This window comes from Microbulbifer sp. CNSA002 (genome assembly GCF_047324085.1).
Lineage (GTDB): Bacteria > Pseudomonadota > Gammaproteobacteria > Pseudomonadales > Cellvibrionaceae > Microbulbifer.
The window spans coordinates 2,115,797-2,133,622 of record NZ_CP172449.1 but is presented as its reverse complement, the minus strand read 5'-3'; the positions used below and the strand labels follow the sequence as shown (position 1 = coordinate 2,133,622).

Here is a 17,826-nt window from a genome sequence, read left to right as displayed (position 1 = left end):
GTACGCTAGACTTCTTCCGAGTTTTCAAGTAGTTGACCATCCATTTCCCTTAGGGTGGTATGTTCGTCGAAAACAAGATTTTCAGGGCTCATCACCCCCGGGTACAACTGCTCGCAAATTAGAATCACCTCGACAATATTCAGGGAATCTACCCCGAGTTCTGCAATGGGTGTATCTGCATCGACAGCATCAACATTCAGCATAAGAGCTATTTGCTCACATAGCTCTTGTACATTGCTTTCTACAACTGCTGTAGACATATTTACTCTCCGGTAACATTTCCTATTTTTAAGTTATTAAATCGCAGCAAGTAGTCCAACGTTAAAGTAAAAACACAAACATGCTGCTCTCGTGCTGAGTATTTTTGCTGCTGTTTTATGGCAGCAGAACTGATCATGGGCGGTATATAGAACCAGACTTTTGCAAGCCAATGGTGTCCATAAAAAAACACCCGCTGAAAAGATTCGTAAACATTACAGATAGGTTTATCACTTATTGAAAGTGCCGGGGGTATTACACCCTCATCTCCCGAACCACCAACAATCTCCACCATCTTGCTGGTATTCATTGCCAGTATATTGAGTAAAAACTGGGCAAAAGGCAGATAGAATGTCTGGAAGATATAATGTTCCCTATCGATACTTGATTCTGAGTCCTGCCAGGCTCGATCCAACTCTTCCTGTACCATATCGGTGTAACTTTGTAGATCGATCCCTTCTACGACTCTATTTTTATGAGCCGTATTAAAGATCTTTGCCCGTTTTTCCTGATAGCCCACCGTTAAAGGCAGGCTTTGCCTCCCCACTTTTAATTTGGAGTCGTTTGACTCAGCCAAACAATTGGCAATATGAGCATAAAAAGTGGTATCAACAGGCGAGAAAAGCTTAGAGGTTACCTCAGGTAAACTGTTGAAGAGTTTATCGGTAGCTTCTTCAGGAGTCACCAGGGCTGCATCAAATGACCCAGATTGATGATGTTCAGCTGAGAGCCAAATCAGTTCTCTGGCTGATATAACAACATCATCTTCTGGAAAGAGCATTTTAACATTCTGCAAAAGGCTCTTTCTTTCTATGGAGAAACCAAAATACTCAATTTCAATTAAGTAGTGGCAATCTACCGTATCGGCACCAACAGCAGGAAATAGTGATAAATCCTGACCAACAAATAGGCGGTCGTCCTTCAGGTAATAATAAAGGGGAAATCGAAACGTCTTGCCAACTTGCAAGTGAAAAGTGTTTTTATCACTTCTCTTTATAGTTCCTAAAGATGTCCAATCTTCGCCATGCCCTGCTCCCCAATCGGCATCACTTAAAAATGAACTCAGTGAAACCTCTGCACCGACGGGCAACATTTTTTCTCTCATCAGGGGAGTTTTGCCTTTGCTAGGTCTCATGCAACAGCCCCCTCAGGTTGCCGCATCAAAGTTGTCAACCAGCTGGAAATAGGTTTTGCCGAAGCAGAAATAGCTGACATATGAGTAGCTCTGGGCAACTCGGTGAGTCCAGACTTAATATTGGGAGAGAGATACCAGCTCAATACAGTGTGGAGCACATGGGTATCAAGTACTTCGTCCTTCTCACCGACAAAAAAGTGGCAGGGTACATTTAAACTCGCAAAGAGATCCGCGTATCTCTTTACGTTATAGGCACTGAGTAAGTTAAACGTGCAGTCCAGAACTCGCCCCTGATTCCCCGCTGCTGATCCCACCGGGGGAAAGCTCAGCACTGATAACTTCCTCAATGGGGGGAATAAAAGTGCCAGCCAATATTTCAGCATTTTTATTTTTGGCAGATTCTGATCACCAGCCGATGCCCTAGGCCGCGTATAGTGACGCTTCCTTCCGTAACGAATGTAATACTCAAAGCCAGATGCTGGAATATCGTATTTTCTTGTTTCCTCTGACTGAGTCAGAGGCGGTGCTATCGCAAAAAAACCTGCAATATCTTTACTGCCATATAGGTGCAGATATTTAAGTGCAACCAATGATCCCGCGCTGTGCCCTCCAAGAACAAAGGCCTTAGCCCCTCTTTTTTTGAGGTGTTTTAATAGATCGGCAAGATCGTCTTGCAGTTGATCGGAATAATCGAGATCCCCCGGAACACCTTCACTTTTACCATGGCCTCGCCAGTCTGGCAGACACACACTAATACCGTTTCGGTGTACCATCCGTCCAAACATTAAATACCACTGGCTACTGAACGTGCTCCCGTGCATGCAGACAAGCACCAAGTCAGATTCATCGCACGGCAACCAGCGAAAGGAGAGTTTTTTTCCATCCCGCGCCTGAAAGAACTCTTGAATCACACAACCTCCGAATCCGCATGAGCAGAGTCTAATTCAGCTGTGCGCATAGCTTCACGCTGGTCAATAACCGAATCCATTATGCTATCCGGCTGACTGCGTGCAAAAGCAAGAAATACAGGAACCATACTGGGAATCGCAATATACTCCTGAGTCTGCACCCAGATAGATTTTGCTTTCTTGTTAACCTCAGCAAGTTCTTTATTGGAGTAGCTACCCGCAAGATCCATAACTTCAATCGTATCTGTGTGGAAGGACTCTTCCGATACAATAACGCTCACTGGATCTGCTATATCCTCATTGACTAGATCTGTAAGCTTGATAGATAACTTCTCAAGCAGCCAGTTGAGGTCAGCCCCATTCATATTCGGCTTTTGTAAAAGATCAGGCAGGGTGATAGCCTGCTGAACAACCATCCGGTTTGCCAGTTTAGGGAGGTCGAGTCGCGCCTGGACAACACTCAGGAAAACTTCAACCCAAAGTTTGACCCTCAGATCGATTCGCCAACCGTCCCGGCCCTGGGTTCCCATTAAATATACAAAGTACTTATAGTGATCGGCGCCGGACTCAAAGAAACCTTCACTATTTCTGCGAAAATATCGATTCTGAACTTTAAGCTCTTTTGCCGTTTCAACTAAAAGGCGTTGCAGGATTAACTCAAGGGCCATGTATCCACGGCGCAGGTAACTTTTGCGTAGCCAGTACTCCTGATCCAGATAATTACCTGACATATAATCCCAGGCACTCTCCAGGAAATAAGCAGCGGTATTGTAGGCAAGCAGAGGAGAACACAGTTCAGCAGAGTCAATAACCGGGTATACATTTGCTACATGGGCATAGAGGCCCTGGTAAAATTCTGTGACCACTTGATTTGCGATCGGCAATTCTTTTGCAAGCCGCTGCTGAGCTTCTTCACGATTACTATCTGAGATATCGGTAACAATGTACTTACAAATATGGTCATTAAACAGGGCTATCATATCGCCCCCACCACTAAACAGAGGATCAAGGAACATCGAGGAAAATCCGGAGGTAGCCCAGCGGTCCTCAAAGATAAACTCATCCGCTCGATAGGCAAGCTGTCCCCAGGCCTCGAAATCAATAAGCTCGGCACCTTCCAGAAGCTCCGAAATAGCTCTATAAGCCAACAGAAAATCTAGGAAATCTTGCTTCTTTGTGGGCGGCTTGTCGAATTTACTATTCTCGCCAACGATACCTACACTGGTATAGCCACCACTTAAGGGTATAAACCAAACCCAGTAACCATCTCCAGAAAAATGATTCGTTGAAAGAAAGCGTCCAAAGGCCTTCTTTCTCCAATTCATATCTCCCATGGAGTCGATATCCTGTATGTTCTTAAACCGACCCCAGGCAGAGAAGTGTTTAGGGACATTCTCAACACGGGTAAGCTTCTTATGCTTCTTAGCAACCCGAGTTCGACCACTGCAATCTACTAACCAGCGGGCGTTAACCACTCCGCTAGCGCCATCTTCCATAAGCTCTATAGAATGGAGTTCATCACCTGGCTGTATGTTGAGATTTTTTGCTTTTACGCCCTGAATAACCTCTATGCCATTCGCCCTATTCATATCGACAAGGTCGGTTTCCAATCTGGCCCGGTCAATTTGAAAAGCTGGATGAGGCGGAATACTGGTGGTTCCGTGCTCACTCATCTCTGTTAATGACAGTGTATGCTCAGGGTTATCGTAGAAAAAACGCAAACCATTTTTAGGCAAGTGATTCCTATAGAGATAATTCACCAAACCCAACTGCTTCATAAAGTAGTGGCCGGTCATCTCCACTGTCGCTTCACCAACTTTGGCCTTAAACTCAGTATTTGCCTCAACAACCAATATGGTTAAAGCACCATCATTGAGCTTAAGTTGACGGGCCAGGGTTAAGCCAGCCCATCCACCACCGATAATCACTACATCGTATTTGGATTCCAGCTGATCAAGCTTGTTCATGAGACAGCCTCCACATTTGACAATAATGAATTCCAGGAGGAAGCGTCCATTTCACAAAAAGAGTCCTGATCCTGAAGGATATCCAGCACCAGCTTGGTACGGGGTAACTCATTGCGAATAAAGAATTTAGCACTGACAATTTTCGAGCGATAGAACTCCTCGTCAGTGTCGTTCAGGTCCTGACTCAACTTATCTGATGACGCGCATGCAGCCTCCAATAAAAGCCAAGCCAAGGTTATATCACCAAGCATATGTAGAATACGTGTGCTATAGGCAGGGATTTTGAACATTTCTTTTGTCTTCACCCATACCTGCACAGCTTTCAGTGCTGCCTCGAAATGTCCAAACGAGGTCTTTAAGCGCTCAAATTCAATCTTAAACTGAGGGTAGTCCGTGGCCCGATTGAGGAAATTATCAATTTCTGCCTGATAGAATTGGAATAGCTTACTGGAATTACCCAATCCTAACTTATCCCGGATCAAGTCCTGGCTCTGGATATAATTCGTTCCCTCCCAGATTGCCAGCACTTTAATATCCCGGGCATATTGCTCTATACCCAGATCCTTGAGATACCCCTGACCACCACAGGTTTGAATTGCCAATTCACAGATACGCCAAGCCTGGTCACTGATATAGGCTTTAACAACTGGAGTTAGCAGGTTCATTAAACCCTGATAGTGAGCAATGCGATCCTTTTTGTCTTCCTGCCCCTGGTAGATTTTGACTAAGCTTTCTGACAATGTCAGTTTAGCAATCAGTGCTCTACAGCCCTCTACCTTGGATTTCATTTCCAACAACATACGCTGGACATCGGTATGCTCAACGATATTGACCCGGCTTGCGGTAGAGCTAAAGCTCTCGTGAAATCTCTTGCCCTGTAAGCGCTTTGTCGAATAGGAAAGTGCATTGTAGTAGGCTGAGGAAGCCATACCCAAGGCGTAAACACCTGTGCTGATTCGTGCCTGATTCATCAAGGTAAGAAACTGCAACAAGCCTACATTCTCACGATTCCCCAGTAGGTAAGCTCTACAGGGGCCATTGTCACCAAACCGAAGGTGAGTGTTTGCACACCCTTTAAAGCCCATTTTCTCAGCTAGAGAAATGCATTCTATATTATTAAACTCGCCGAGACTCCCATCCTCTTCAACCCAGTACTTAGGCACAATAAAGCAAGACAAACCGTAGGTGCCCGAGCCGCTTTTTTCGCCACGCCCCATAACGAAATAAACGGTGTTTTCTGTCAGGTCGTGCATACCGGCACTGATCAGATATTTTTCGCCCGTTAACAAATAAGTGCCATCTTCCTGTTTCGCAGCGCGAGTCTCTACAAGGGATACATCACTTCCCGCCTGGGGTTCAGTGAGGCAGAGACAAGATGTCCACTCTGAGGTGGCTAATTTGTCCCTAAACAGGTCTTTTTGCAGATCGGTTCCATATTTTTCCACCAAGGTGGAGGACGGCAGGCAAAAACCACCATAAGTCATAAAACTTGGATTTGCCCCCATAAACATTTCCAGGAGCATTTGCATTACAAAGGGCGGAATAGTTGTATTTTGTTCGCCCTCAAGTGAGGAAATATTCCCCCAGTCTTCCTTAAACCTCTGCCACATCTCAGGGAATGCGCTCGGGAGCTTCACTCTCCCATTCTCTAACTGGCATCCCTCTCGATCTGAATCCTGATATCCCGGCCCGAGAACCTCATAAGAGAATTTTTTAGCCCGAACTAAAATTTCATGGAGAATCTCTGGTGAGCACCCTTTAAACATCTGGTCACTGAACAGAGTTTTAGCTTCATGGAACTGTTCTTCAATAAGGAATTTAAATTCTCTTATATCAGTTTTATAAATATTATTATCCATGTCTTGCTCCTTGATATTCCAACAGCGTACGCCAACTACCTGCACCTAATACCCAGTCAAATATCTGGTTATGTCTTCCACGGTAAATCCTCTTGGGATACCTTAATGCCTCACGAATATGCGAAAGGTAATCCTGGCCTAGAGTGTCAGCCAGATGCTGGGCGGAACTAAAATCTATATAGGCGTCTTCCAACACCAATTTCTCAACATTTACCAATCTTGAAAGAAAGCCCTGAAAATTGGGCGAAGGAATGTCTATTTTCAGGCAACCTACCCTGCCGCCACCCCCTAGAGTTAACAGCCATAGATCAGTCACCGTTTCCTCAATGTAGTAGTTGATCAATTCAGACAGAGGTTTAATACTCAAATAGTGCCAGCCGTTCTCTTCGATACTGGGTAACCATGAGGCCTTATCGCTGTGCGAAAATCCTTTCAGGAGCCCCTTGGCCCATTTCGAGCGGATATCAAAGGAAACTACTCGAGTATCATCACTAGAGTTGGTTGAGATTACCTGCTTAATACTCTTTACTAAATCTGGTGCGCCAGATAAAGATGGCGCTTGTGAAAGAATATCGCAGCTGGATATTTGACAGAGATGTGTTTCACAATACTCCCGACAGATCCAGGTAGCCGCCACACCTACAAGAACATCTAAGCCATCTTGATCAGGCCCAACTCCAATTCCCAATGAATCCAGGCACTCTTGTTGCCGCTCTTTGCCCAGTTCGAGATTTAAGATCAAAGCTTCGGCTTCACTACACTTTGAAAAACTCAATACTGCAGCATGGAAGCTGGTGCAGGCGCTACCCACAAATCGAATATTATGCCCACCATCTTCAAGGTCTGCTATAAACTCTACAATCCGACTATCCTGTAGAACATTAGCTTCTCCCGCAGAAACCACATAGATAAGTTCTGGTAACAAATCATATTGATCCAGGTGTCCTCTCAAGGCATCAAGTAATCGATCAACCTGCCCGCCACTGTCTACCCATAGGTTTTTAATAAACATTTTTATGCTGTCCCGTCCATGGTGTTTATTGTTATATCACCGAAACCGCACTCGATAAGTAATTTAGAAAGCCCCTCAATTAAGAGATCATGGCAATCAACATCCATTGCCAACCTGATTTTCAGCTGGTTTGTTCCCGCTTCAAATGGGTGGCGAACCAAGCTATCTTCAATAGCTATATATCGCTTTCCTTCTCTAACCAATATCGCTTCTTCACCAGCCAGGTCATGAAGCATTAAAACGGTGTCTTGTAATAGAGCACTTGGCATACGCCCACCAGCGGGCATCTGCATTTTTATCAAGATTAAGTCTATATCCAGTTCAGAATCTTCAAAGTATCGCAGAATATCCAGCAGTAATTGATAGTGCTCTGAATGATTCAGCAGCACCGGACTGGAATTAACTGGCAGGCTGGATAATGCAAGATAGTCCTGCTCAGTACTCAACGGCAGCATTTGTGCTAAGCAGGATTTCAATGTGTCCGGATAGGGGTTACGTTCGAGACACGTTGATAGCTCAACAGTCTTCATCACGCAGCCTCCATTAGATAGAAGTGACTTTGTTCATCAACGGTAACTTCTACAGTGCAATAATAGCCATTCAATGCAATCGAACAGACCAGAAAATTTTCTTGCTTGTCGAAGCCCTTTTTAGCGCCTTGGCAAATAATATTCAGCCAGGGATCACTACCAAAACAATGCCCCCATCGATCGTGCAAGTCTGGTAACTTTTGATTGGCCGACAACAATTTGGAGAAAATTTGGCGAATATTCTCTGGAAAGAACGGTAAAGATAAAGTCAGGTCATCTCGTCCAACAGCCATCTTTCGGATGACAGTGGCAAATTCTGGAGTTGTATTATAAGTAATCGTGCAGGATGCATTAAGGTTTATACTGTCAAGATCCCGCACTTCAAACAACAGTGTACAGAGGCCAAAACCACTATCTCCCCAATTTTCATTTTCTCGCCAAAACGTTAGATCTAAAATATTGGCGTCAAGAATACTAACCAGTAAGTAGCGTGATTCCGGATTTTGTGTCAGGTAATGCCGAAGGCTATAACCCCAAGATGCACATTCATAGGTATTAACAAAACTGGTAACTGGCGCTCTTGCATTATCACCGTAATTGAAGCCCTGCTCACTAATCGCCGATGAACTCAAAGGAAGTTCAATCATGGTAGAGCATAAAAAATGGCGATCTATTTGCGAATCTTTTATCTCTGGAGCAGCATCTAATACACTATCTGTCTGTCTTCGGATAATCCTGGCAATATCACCAAAGGCAGTTGACACATCACTACTGGATGAGACAGTGACACCTTCTATAGGGATAAAAGCTGCAGATCGTAAATACAGGCTCATACCCGCAGCCCCTTAAATTTGCTATATATCTCAAAGAAGCACCGATATGAACTGCCTTCCATTTTTGTGAAAGCCAACAGATCGCGCTGTCGATTCACAGATTTGATCTTTCCTGACAAGACCAGGTTCAACAAAAGCTCATTGCTGGTAAATTTCGTTGCCAGAACACGATTTACACTGTGCATAGAGAAAGTGGTTGCGGCTACCTGCTCATTACACAAATGAATTAGATACTCTATATGAGCCTGATCTTCGCTGGTTAAATGAGCTTCTTTACAGTCATGTAGCCAAAGCACAAAGTGCATTAGTGATTTAACAAAGCGCGGGCGAACCAGTGTTAAAAATCGATTGACGCTACCCAACCCACCTTTGCTCAACAACATGTCTTTGGTAATTGATACTTTACCCTTACAGTTTCCCAGCTGTAAGGTGCCATTTAAAAACGGCTCTCCTACAGTACTCTGCCGTAGTTGGTTACAGAGTTCTGGCGGCAACATCACTGTCAGGGGAAAAGGCCTTCCCGGTTGCTTCGTAACTACCATGGCAAAGCCAAGCTTATGTGCTTCAATGCCGTGGATCTTGTCGACATTCAGTAGCATGTCGCTATCAGTTTCAACCAGCTCTGTCTTCCACCCCATAAGACTCGGGCCGCCGGGGTCTGTCATAAGGAAGTGGCCGAAAATCCCCTGCTCCACCCAATTATTGACCTGGGCAAGCTGATCATCTGTAGCAGTCAGGCTCAACATAATCGAGCCAAATAGCCCGATCATGTTGTGAAAGTGATTATCCAGTCCTTCATCCCGGACAGTGTCAATAATTTGATCAATAACAAAGGTCTGTTCAAACTGCTCTAATGGCTGCTGAACCGAAGCGTCCCTAAGTGGTGCAAGCTCTGTCAAAGGATCTTCGATAATCATTGATGCATCGAATAGCCGAGCACAAGAATTTTCTAATAGCGATTTCAATGTGCTGGGCACTGGTGAAATACTGGATAATTGATTGAGAACAAAACCACCTACAACCGATTGCATTTCCATGATCTACTCCACCAGATAAGAGTTCGGAGCCGGCAACTTGAGGAAAGGTGCTACGGTATAACTTGCGTTATAGGCACCACATCCATCAAATATGACTAAGTCCCCTTCTCGAAGGTCAATATTGTTGACTTCCCCAATCACATCTTCCTTATTACAAGATGTGCCCACTAAAAGGACTTTCTGCCCCTCATCATTCCCTTTTAGAGGAGTCCCATTACGCAAAACATGAGGTTGCTGGAATCGTTTAAAGGTACTTTCCGTTTTCGCCAACAGAAAATTTTGGGCCATTCCCCCATCACATACGGCGTACTTGTCACCGTTAATGGACTTTTTATAGCGAACTTCTGTGACGAAATAACCGGCTGAGCCCATAATTGCTCGACCACTCTCGTGAACCACCTTGATATGATCAGGAAATTCAGCAATCAAATTTCTATATTGCTCAAAATCAAACTCCTGCTCCCGCCAATTGGGGTCAAACCCACCACCTAGATTGGCTAATGACAGAGGGTATCCCAGTATTTCCTCAAACTTATAAACAACTTGTAAAGCCACTTTGGCAGTATCGAAAGCACCTTTATTAAAGGAGTATGAGCCCCTGAACAAATGAAAACCTAAAACTGGAATCTCATGTTTCTTGCAAAAATCCAAAGCCTCAAGGCAGCCATTCCAGTCGAAACCAAAATGATCTTTTCTTAATCCCTTTTGACTCCTATCAAAGTGACTCAAGATTGAGGGGTTAAGCCTTAAAACGACAGGGTTTACTGGCCGCCTTGCCTTCAACTCCTCAACCAAAGCTAATTGATTCAGGTTGTCGATAATTAAATGGCACTTACTCGCAATGGCAGCGCGTATAAAGGCCTTATCTGCCGATGGGTTATTGACAAATCGGGGACTATTCCCTTTGGGAAGTAGATTTAGTTCGCCTATAGATGCAATCTCAATACCGTCTTCAAAGATGTGCCCACAACGAAGTATTAAATCAAGACAACTATTGGCTTTTAGAGAGTATATCAATCCCGTGCCCAGCGCTTCCTTCAGCTGCTTGTAGTTATCGTGAGCAGTTTTAACGGAATAGATATAACAAGGTGTAGATAGCTGTTTCTTGTTTTGGCCCAACTGTTGAACCAGCGCATCTGACAGTGCACCCATAACTCCCCCAAGGGTTAAACGTATCGTTTATATTTTTATTAAGTTAGCGTTTTATGTTTTAGGCGGGATCTCGCCTAAATATACTCAGATCATTAGGCATGGACTTGTAAATCCTGTTCTAAGCGCTTCCTATCGACCTTGCTATTAGCGGTTAATTGAATTCCATCAACAAACCTGATATCTCTAGGCATGTAGTCAGTATCTATGTTCGCTTTCAGCCAAGTGCGAAACTGCTTCTGATTGTCAGCGGTATTCTCATGAAGCTCCACAATACAAGTAGCCACTTCATTCTCGAGCTTATCTTTAGTGCCAATGACTGCATTGATGTGCACCAATGGGCACATATCAATATGATTTTCCAAGTCCTTTGGAAACAGGCAAAATCCACCTTGTTTTATTAAGTCTTTTGAACGCCCTTTAAAATAGAAAAAGCCATCCTGATCACGGGTAAAAAGGTCTCCCGTCGCCAACCAATTGTCGTCCCTATATCTGCCCGAAAAGATTTCTGCACCACCTTGAGCCGCCGGGTTATAGTAGCCTTGCATCACTGCCGTCCCACGAACATAAAGCTCACCTACCTCATCAGCTTTTGCTTCTCTAAATTTACTGACCTCTGAGTGAGGTATAAATATACGTGCATCCAGGCCAGGGATCGGCTTGCCAACTGAACCCATCTTTTCTTCCCAAAGCTCTGGCTCCAAGTACAAGGCTCGCTTGCACTCAGTCAAACCATACATAGAGAAAACATTTAGACTTGGGCAGTACTCTTTCCAGGCGCGAATCATGTACTCAGATAAATGGCCCCCAGTATTGGTGATACTGCGCAGATTGCTGAGATCAGGTTTAACCAAACCCACCAGCTTGACCAGGGCAGCCCCCATTGCTGGCACTATCGGAAGAACAGATATATCCCGCTCTGAAATCGTTTTAAGGGCTTGTATGGGGTTAAATGGTTTGTCGTAGAGGATAGTTGTACAGTTGCTATATAGCGCAAATAGTACCTGATAAAGACCGTAGTCAAATGATAAAGGGGATAAGCACAAAATTCTGTCCTGTGCTGTCAGGCCCAAATATTGGGATATTGAGGCCAAGGAGGTCAGAATATTTTGATGGGTAAGCATAATGCCTTTTGGCTTACCAGTACTTCCTGAGGTATAGATCACCAGAGCCAGATCTACGCCTGTGACCACTGGAATAGAAGACACTTCAAACTCTGAGCATTCCTGCTGATAATCGGGCAAGTCCTCAATTTTTCCAGCACGCCATATCGCCTTGGCATTACAGTCTGAAGCGATCATTTTAATTGAAGAATGGCTCAGATCCCCCTTTGCAGGTACAACCACCAACCCCATCTTCCACGCCGCCAACATAATGGCGACCGCCTCTATTTCAGACTGAGTACACACTAAAATGCGGTCGCCAGCACTGAAACAAACTTCTTGATTTGTAAGTGAGAGCCACGCATCCTCACAGTGAGCCGCGGTCAAAACCTCGCCATCCAGATTTTCCAGACGACCTTGCCAACATTTTCCCACAACTTTCTCGAACAGGCTGGCAAGAGAAAACATTTTTAGTCCATTTATTATTCTAAGATTTTTGATCTAGTCCGAATAAGCCTAAAAAAAACTATTCAAACCGGCTACATGGGACGATCATTTTATAAATCGGATGACCCAATAATGACAAGCATTTTCTGTAAAGCTTATGACAACCTCTTTATCAATCCATGAAAAGTTTCATCCTGTTAGAAATTATTCGATCTGACTAAACATTACAAACATTCCAAAAGACAAATAAATCAAGAAGTTAATAAACCCTTTTTCCGATCTCGCACCACTACCAAGTAAAAAAATAGGCAATGAAAAACCAATTTATTCAGGATTTAATTCCACTAAATTACCAAAAAAAAGAAAATAATTTTTTTGGTAGTAAAACCCTATAAAGCCCCAAAGATTTGAACCGAATGGTCACAAAATAGGACGGGCAAATATTAAAAATTAATCAAACTTATTTTCTGAAGGTGGTTTTTGAGAACCATGAAACCTTGAGAGGTTCCTTTTACAAGTGATCGGCTACCGGCGCTGAAAGCCAGATAAATATTTGAATGCAAGTTAATGCAATAATTTCGATTACAGGGGCCAAATCAGTAGCGGCGTGAAATTACTGACTTCAAGTAAACCTTTAAATCCAGGTCTGCCAGACAAAACACGGGCGCCAGCCCAAATGTGACAGACCAATAATTACAATAAGATTGACCTTTTAAATCACCGGCCTCACCAGATCAAAATTAAGCCAAACTTATCGCTAAAGATACCCAAGTTACGCCTGGAGATAGCCATCTTTATAATCCGGCAGTTAACACAAAAAATTGGCACGAAATAACCCCAATAGAGGAAGCAATACCACACACTTACGTATCACGCACGCCTTGCATATAGAGGTAGCTATTTTGATTCGATTACTTCAGTACGCATTTGGGTCTGTCGGAATTTTTCTTCTGTTAACCAGCTCTCTGCCGCTTTGCGCCGATTTACATCCAGAGACTCTGAAATCAATCAGTACGCCAGATAAGGTGGACAGTAGTATTGGCACTCTCGAATTCCGCGATGGCGCTCCCTACCCCCAGACCGCAGAAAAGCTCTACGACTATTTGGATCATATGCGTGCTGTGGATAGTTTCCTCAAGGGAATTCAGGGAGCATCAGTACATGCTCTGATGAAAGGGGGAAAAGAGCTTGGCGCTAAGTCTGCCAATGAAGTCTTAATTTTCGATCGATTAATGAACTCTGAGTCTCTTTTTCTCACAGGCAATACTTCGACTATCTATACGCTGGCTTTTTTAGATCTAAAACGAGACGGACCAACTGTGTTTCACTCGCCGCCCGACGTTATGGGCGCGTTTAATGATGCCTGGTTCCGCTTTGTTGAAGATATCGGCTCCTCTGGCCCGGATAAGGGGCGCGGGGGAAAGTTTCTGTTACTGCCACCAGATTATAAAGGCAATATTCCCTTCGGCTACATTCCCATCTACCCTCGCTCCTTCCGACTGTGGGTGTTTATGCGCTCGCCAAGTAACCAGCCTTTGCCGGAGGCCGTGCAAAACATCAAAGACAACTTGAGAATCTACCCCCTGGCTCAAAAAGGTAACCCGCCAAGGATGGTCTTTATCAGTGCGTCTGGAAAGGCTTTCAACACCATCCACCCCAATGACTATCAATTCTATAAGCACCTTAATGAAGTCGTTCAATACGAGTGGGTTGGGATGCTTAACCCAGAAACTCGCGGCCTCTTTGCCTCAATAGGCATTGAAAAAGGAAAAGCCTTCAGTCCAGATAAAAGAATGACCAAAATTCTTACGGACGCAGTTGCAATTGGTAATGGTATAGCCCGCTCAATTGTTTGGTACCCACGGACAGACAAATCCCTCTCCGATATCAAAATCTACCCAGGCACAGATAGCGCCTGGGTAATGGCGTTTCCCGGCAAGAACATCTTCTTCAATGGCCCCGATGGCAAAACCATTAATAGTGACGCTCGAGTCAGCTACTTCTACCCCTATACCGGTGTCAGCCCAGCAATGACTGCAATTGAACCTGGCAAAGGTTCTGATTACGCCATTGCCTTTGTCGATGAAAATAAAGAACCCTTTGACGGCTCTAGAAAATACAAATTGCACTTGCCCCCCGATGTACCGGTCAATGCCTTTTGGGCAGTGAATATCTACGACAGCCAAACGCGCTCGATGTTAAAAACCAGCCAGCCCTTTCCCGCAGTAAGCAGCCAGTCGAAAGGGATAAGACAAAATTCCGATGGTTCTTATGACGTTTATTTTGGACCCAAGGCGCCAAAAGGGTTTGAGAAAAACTGGCTGGAGACCCTACCCAACAAAGGTTTCTTCGTAATCTTGAGACTGTATGGGCCCTTGGGGCCATGGCTGGAGAAAACCTGGCGCCCTGGGGAAGTGGAGCCTACTGAATATTGAAAGAACCGCCCCCTACAGGCTTTTACGGAGATTCTGGCCGCCCCACAATTGCGCTGCCAGCAAGGCGTAAGCGGTGATTCCGGGGAGTCTCCGCAAACCAACGTCGACAAGCTCGCTGAAATGTACTCTGCTCGGAGTACCCCAACAAACCCGTAATCTGCCCCAAGGCCAGATTCGGATCGGATAAGTATCGAGTCGCCAGATCCCGCCGCACGTTATCCAATAGCTCTTCGAACCTAAGCCCTTCCGCAGCCAGGCGGCGCTGTAAAGTTCTGGGGTGGAGCTTGAGCGCCCCTGCCACATTACCAAGCTGAGATCTGCCGCTGGGCAGTATTTCACTGAGTAACTGTCGAATTTCTACAGTTAGAGGAACGGGCAGCGTCGCACTCTGCTGCTCCAAATGGTGAATGGCCAATCGCTCAACCACTGGATCGGCAGACTTCAGTGGTGTATCCAGAAATGCAGCTGGGAAGTCCATCGCACAATAGCCCGAGCTAAACAGAACCTCACACCCAAAGAAATTGCAGTAGTCACCCTCTGCCATTTGAGGGCCATGAGGCAGCAGTACGTTTTGCGGGCAACACTCAGTCTCTACCAACATCCGTATCATCGTCAGCGTATTTCCCAGCACCTGCTCCCGGATCTGGCGATAGCTACTGAGAGCTGGGTCCTGCCAATCAAAAACAATACGTAGTACATCTCCCTCACTTAATGGCTCCATTTGCATACTGAGGGATGAACTATGAAGAGAAAGAAAGCGCCTAACGGATAGCAAGGCTTGCCGGGGAGTGGCCGCGTTGCATGCAACTACACCTATCCCACCCAAGCGGTCCACCCCTTGTCGCGATGCGAGGCACAACCCCAAATCGGGGCGATCTAACCGGCGTGCTGCAGTTTCCAACAGGCGCGCGACCTCAACAAATGATACCAGGCGGGAATCCGCCGGGCTGATATCACAAGGCATACCGAACTCGGCCAAGAAGGCTTCCCCCCTGCCCCCAAGCTGCTCCACGAATTCACTGAAACCGGAAAGAATACTGACTCGTACAAGGCTACCCATAACTTGCTCCCCATCTTTGTGGCGCGGAAAGACAATTATTTGTCGCAATCTAACAATAAATCATGGGCACATCTACCCAGTCTATAAGGCATAGAAATTTGCAGGGATAGGGATTGTGAAATCGACTCATTTCGATGTATTAATTATCGGCGCGGGACTCTCAGGCGTAGGAATGGCTTGTCATTTGAGTCGCGAATGTCCCAGGCGCAGCTTCGCCATTATCGAGCGGCGGGCACAAGTCGGCGGTACCTGGGACCTCTTTAAATACCCGGGCATTCGATCTGATTCCGATATGTACAGCTTCGGCTATGACTTCCAACCCTGGTCCGGCGAGAAAATACTCGCGGATGGCCCATCTATCCAAAAATATATTGAAACCACCGCAGAGCAATATGACGTTAAAAAGAGAATTCACTTTGGAATAAATTTAACTACGGCAAACTGGTCCAGTACAGACCGAGCTTGGACTCTGGAAGGTCACAATACCGAATCTGGCAGCCCAGTGAGATATACCTGTAGTTTTCTGATTGCCTGTACTGGGTATTACGACCATAAAGAGGGCTACTTGCCGCAATATCCAGGTATAGAAAACTATCAAGGAAAACTTATTCATCCCCAACAGTGGCCAGAAAATCTGGACTACCGCAGCAAGCGTATTATCGTGATCGGCAGCGGCGCCACCGCTGTTACCCTGGTCCCCTCGCTCGCAACCACCGCCCAACATGTCACCATGTTGCAACGCTCCCCAAGCTATATCATTTCAGTTCCATCTATCGATAAAATCTCTCGTGTACTATCAAAATTTCTGCCAGCACCCTGGGTCCATAGGCTAGGACGCTGGCGCAATATCAAATTGCAGCGCTGGATTTTTAAAGCTGCTAAGCGCTGGCCTAACTTTATTAGAAAGTTACTATTAAAAGATGTAAGAAAAAGCCTTCCAGCTAATTACGATCTCAGTCACTTCGATCCCAGTTACAACCCCTGGGATCAACGTCTCTGCGTTGTACCCGATGGAGATCTGTTCTCCTCAATCTGCTCAGGAAAAGCTTCTGTTGCCACCGGTGAAATAGAAACCTTCTCAGATAAAGGTATCCTGCTTAAGTCAGGGCAACAATTAGACGCAGACATTGTTATCAGTGCGACCGGATTAAAGTTACAAGTTCTAGGAGGTATCAAGCTCTGTATTGATGGTGCACCGGTAGCAGTCAATCAAAAGCTGACTTACAAAGCAGTACTAATGGAGGGGGTTCCTAACATCTCATGGGTATTCGGCTATACCAACGCCCCCTGGACTCTTAAAGCCGACATTACTGCTCGCTATATTTGCCGCCTATTAAAATACATGGACGCACATAACTTTCAGGTGTGTACAGCGATAGATAGCGAAGGCAGTGCTGAGCAAGGTTCGGTGATGAGCAGCCTGGACTCTGGCTATGTAAAACGGGCAAATGGAGAACTTCCCAGACAAGGTAAGCGCTATCCATGGCGCCTGTTAAATAACTATGAGGAGGACTGTAAGATACTCCTTGATTCAGCGATTGAGGATGAATTTTTAACTTTTTTGCCCTACCAATTTGACACCGAGAAAACTCAAAAGGCACAAGATAAAAACAACACATCCTCTATCGAAGTAAGCAGTATTTAAATTTCAGGCAGCATTAAGAATGCGAGCCTCGGCTCGCTTCTATTTTACCTTTCATCAGGTAGACGGATATAGATACTGCACAAAATCCCTAACTCCAAGCTCAGACTAAAACCCCAAAGTGAACAACCGCGATCAACATTATTTGACCTAACAGTCGCGCCTCACAATAAAGCAACAAACACTTCTAATTAATCCGCCACCGATGCCTTCTCGGAATTCGTTACGGGCTTCACGTAACCATATAATCATGGGGTAGCAAATCCGAATATTAGGTCACCAGACAGGATGGCTTATTGTGAGAGCTGTGAGTATTTTTTTAATTTTGTCCTCGCTATCAATAGCTTCAATGGCGTCTTCTGTAAGTATACAACTAGAAAACTGGGACAGAATTTGTCAAATTCAAGTTACCGGCGGAAAAAACCCGTCGTTCACAAACTTCCAAATTTTT

Annotated in this window: 14 protein-coding genes; 2 read left to right on the top strand and 12 right to left on the bottom strand. The window is 45.1% G+C overall.

Annotated elements, in window-relative coordinates; genetic code table 11:
- Positions 1–5 precede the first annotated feature (5 nt).
- The 11 genes from ACG1BZ_RS09570 to ACG1BZ_RS09520 all read right to left on the bottom strand — a co-directional run bounded on the left by ACG1BZ_RS09570 (position 6) and on the right by ACG1BZ_RS09520 (position 12,259).
- On the bottom strand, positions 6–260 hold the full coding sequence (locus ACG1BZ_RS09570) for an acyl carrier protein (RefSeq protein ID WP_413665416.1): 255 nt from the start codon (positions 258–260) through the stop codon (positions 6–8).
- 2 nt (positions 261–262) lie between these two features.
- Positions 263–1,393, bottom strand: coding sequence for a hypothetical protein (locus tag ACG1BZ_RS09565; RefSeq protein ID WP_413665415.1), 1,131 nt, complete (start codon positions 1,391–1,393; stop codon positions 263–265).
- Positions 1,390–2,304 (bottom strand): alpha/beta hydrolase, encoded by a 915-nt coding sequence (locus ACG1BZ_RS09560; RefSeq protein WP_413665414.1) that lies wholly within the window; start codon positions 2,302–2,304, stop codon positions 1,390–1,392. The genes ACG1BZ_RS09565 and ACG1BZ_RS09560 overlap by 4 nt, the downstream gene beginning before the upstream one ends.
- Complete coding sequence (locus ACG1BZ_RS09555) at positions 2,301–4,268, bottom strand: NAD(P)/FAD-dependent oxidoreductase (protein WP_413665413.1); 1,968 nt, start codon at positions 4,266–4,268, stop codon at positions 2,301–2,303. The genes ACG1BZ_RS09560 and ACG1BZ_RS09555 overlap by 4 nt, the downstream gene beginning before the upstream one ends.
- Positions 4,265–6,127, bottom strand: a complete 1,863-nt coding sequence (locus tag ACG1BZ_RS09550) for an acyl-CoA dehydrogenase (protein WP_413665412.1) — start codon at positions 6,125–6,127, stop codon at positions 4,265–4,267. The genes ACG1BZ_RS09555 and ACG1BZ_RS09550 overlap by 4 nt, the downstream gene beginning before the upstream one ends.
- Positions 6,120–7,139 carry a hypothetical protein gene (locus ACG1BZ_RS09545; protein WP_413665411.1) on the bottom strand — a complete coding sequence of 340 codons (1,020 nt, stop codon included), beginning with the start codon at positions 7,137–7,139 and terminating at the stop codon, positions 6,120–6,122. The genes ACG1BZ_RS09550 and ACG1BZ_RS09545 overlap by 8 nt, the downstream gene beginning before the upstream one ends.
- Before the next feature lie 2 nt (positions 7,140–7,141).
- A complete protein-coding gene (locus ACG1BZ_RS09540) occupies positions 7,142–7,672 on the bottom strand; it encodes a hypothetical protein (RefSeq protein WP_413665410.1) in 531 nt (176 codons plus the stop codon).
- Positions 7,669–8,502 carry a hypothetical protein gene (locus tag ACG1BZ_RS09535; protein ID WP_413665409.1) on the bottom strand — a complete coding sequence of 278 codons (834 nt, stop codon included), beginning with the start codon at positions 8,500–8,502 and terminating at the stop codon, positions 7,669–7,671. Before ACG1BZ_RS09535 ends, ACG1BZ_RS09540 begins: the two co-directional genes overlap by 4 nt.
- Complete coding sequence (locus tag ACG1BZ_RS09530; protein ID WP_413665408.1) at positions 8,499–9,539, bottom strand: hypothetical protein; 1,041 nt, start codon at positions 9,537–9,539, stop codon at positions 8,499–8,501. Before ACG1BZ_RS09530 ends, ACG1BZ_RS09535 begins: the two co-directional genes overlap by 4 nt.
- Before the next feature lie 3 nt (positions 9,540–9,542).
- Complete coding sequence (locus ACG1BZ_RS09525; RefSeq protein ID WP_413665407.1) at positions 9,543–10,691, bottom strand: PLP-dependent decarboxylase; 1,149 nt, start codon at positions 10,689–10,691, stop codon at positions 9,543–9,545.
- A gap of 92 nt (positions 10,692–10,783) precedes the next feature.
- On the bottom strand, positions 10,784–12,259 hold the full coding sequence (locus ACG1BZ_RS09520; protein WP_413665406.1) for a class I adenylate-forming enzyme family protein: 1,476 nt from the start codon (positions 12,257–12,259) through the stop codon (positions 10,784–10,786).
- Between the two features lie 881 nt (positions 12,260–13,140).
- Between ACG1BZ_RS09520 and ACG1BZ_RS09515 the strand changes: the two genes are divergently transcribed.
- On the top strand, positions 13,141–14,673 hold the full coding sequence (locus ACG1BZ_RS09515; RefSeq protein WP_413665405.1) for a DUF1254 domain-containing protein: 1,533 nt from the start codon (positions 13,141–13,143) through the stop codon (positions 14,671–14,673).
- A 22-nt stretch (positions 14,674–14,695) separates the two neighbouring features.
- Here the strand turns inward: ACG1BZ_RS09515 and ACG1BZ_RS09510 are convergent, their stop codons facing one another.
- Positions 14,696–15,733: an AraC family transcriptional regulator ligand-binding domain-containing protein gene (locus ACG1BZ_RS09510; RefSeq protein ID WP_413665404.1), complete on the bottom strand. Its 1,038-nt coding sequence runs from the start codon at positions 15,731–15,733 to the stop codon at positions 14,696–14,698.
- A 115-nt stretch (positions 15,734–15,848) separates the two neighbouring features.
- Between ACG1BZ_RS09510 and ACG1BZ_RS09505 the strand changes: the two genes are divergently transcribed.
- On the top strand, positions 15,849–17,378 hold the full coding sequence (locus ACG1BZ_RS09505; RefSeq protein ID WP_413665403.1) for a flavin-containing monooxygenase: 1,530 nt from the start codon (positions 15,849–15,851) through the stop codon (positions 17,376–17,378).
- Positions 17,379–17,826 lie beyond the last annotated feature (448 nt).

What these genes read in the sequence shown, in the direction of transcription:
- ACG1BZ_RS09570 (WP_413665416.1), bottom strand. Translation starts at nt 260, where the DNA reads ATGTCTACAGCAGTTGTAGAAAGCAATGTACAAGAGCTATGTGAGCAA.
- ACG1BZ_RS09565 (WP_413665415.1), bottom strand. Translation starts at nt 1,393, where the DNA reads ATGAGACCTAGCAAAGGCAAAACTCCCCTGATGAGAGAAAAAATGTTG.
- ACG1BZ_RS09555 (WP_413665413.1), bottom strand. Translation starts at nt 4,268, where the DNA reads ATGAACAAGCTTGATCAGCTGGAATCCAAATACGATGTAGTGATTATC.
- ACG1BZ_RS09550 (WP_413665412.1), bottom strand. Translation starts at nt 6,127, where the DNA reads ATGGATAATAATATTTATAAAACTGATATAAGAGAATTTAAATTCCTT.
- ACG1BZ_RS09545 (WP_413665411.1), bottom strand. Translation starts at nt 7,139, where the DNA reads ATGTTTATTAAAAACCTATGGGTAGACAGTGGCGGGCAGGTTGATCGA.
- ACG1BZ_RS09535 (WP_413665409.1), bottom strand. Translation starts at nt 8,502, where the DNA reads ATGAGCCTGTATTTACGATCTGCAGCTTTTATCCCTATAGAAGGTGTC.
- ACG1BZ_RS09530 (WP_413665408.1), bottom strand. Translation starts at nt 9,539, where the DNA reads ATGGAAATGCAATCGGTTGTAGGTGGTTTTGTTCTCAATCAATTATCC.
- ACG1BZ_RS09525 (WP_413665407.1), bottom strand. Translation starts at nt 10,691, where the DNA reads ATGGGTGCACTGTCAGATGCGCTGGTTCAACAGTTGGGCCAAAACAAG.
- ACG1BZ_RS09520 (WP_413665406.1), bottom strand. Translation starts at nt 12,259, where the DNA reads ATGTTTTCTCTTGCCAGCCTGTTCGAGAAAGTTGTGGGAAAATGTTGG.
- ACG1BZ_RS09510 (WP_413665404.1), bottom strand. Translation starts at nt 15,733, where the DNA reads ATGGGTAGCCTTGTACGAGTCAGTATTCTTTCCGGTTTCAGTGAATTC.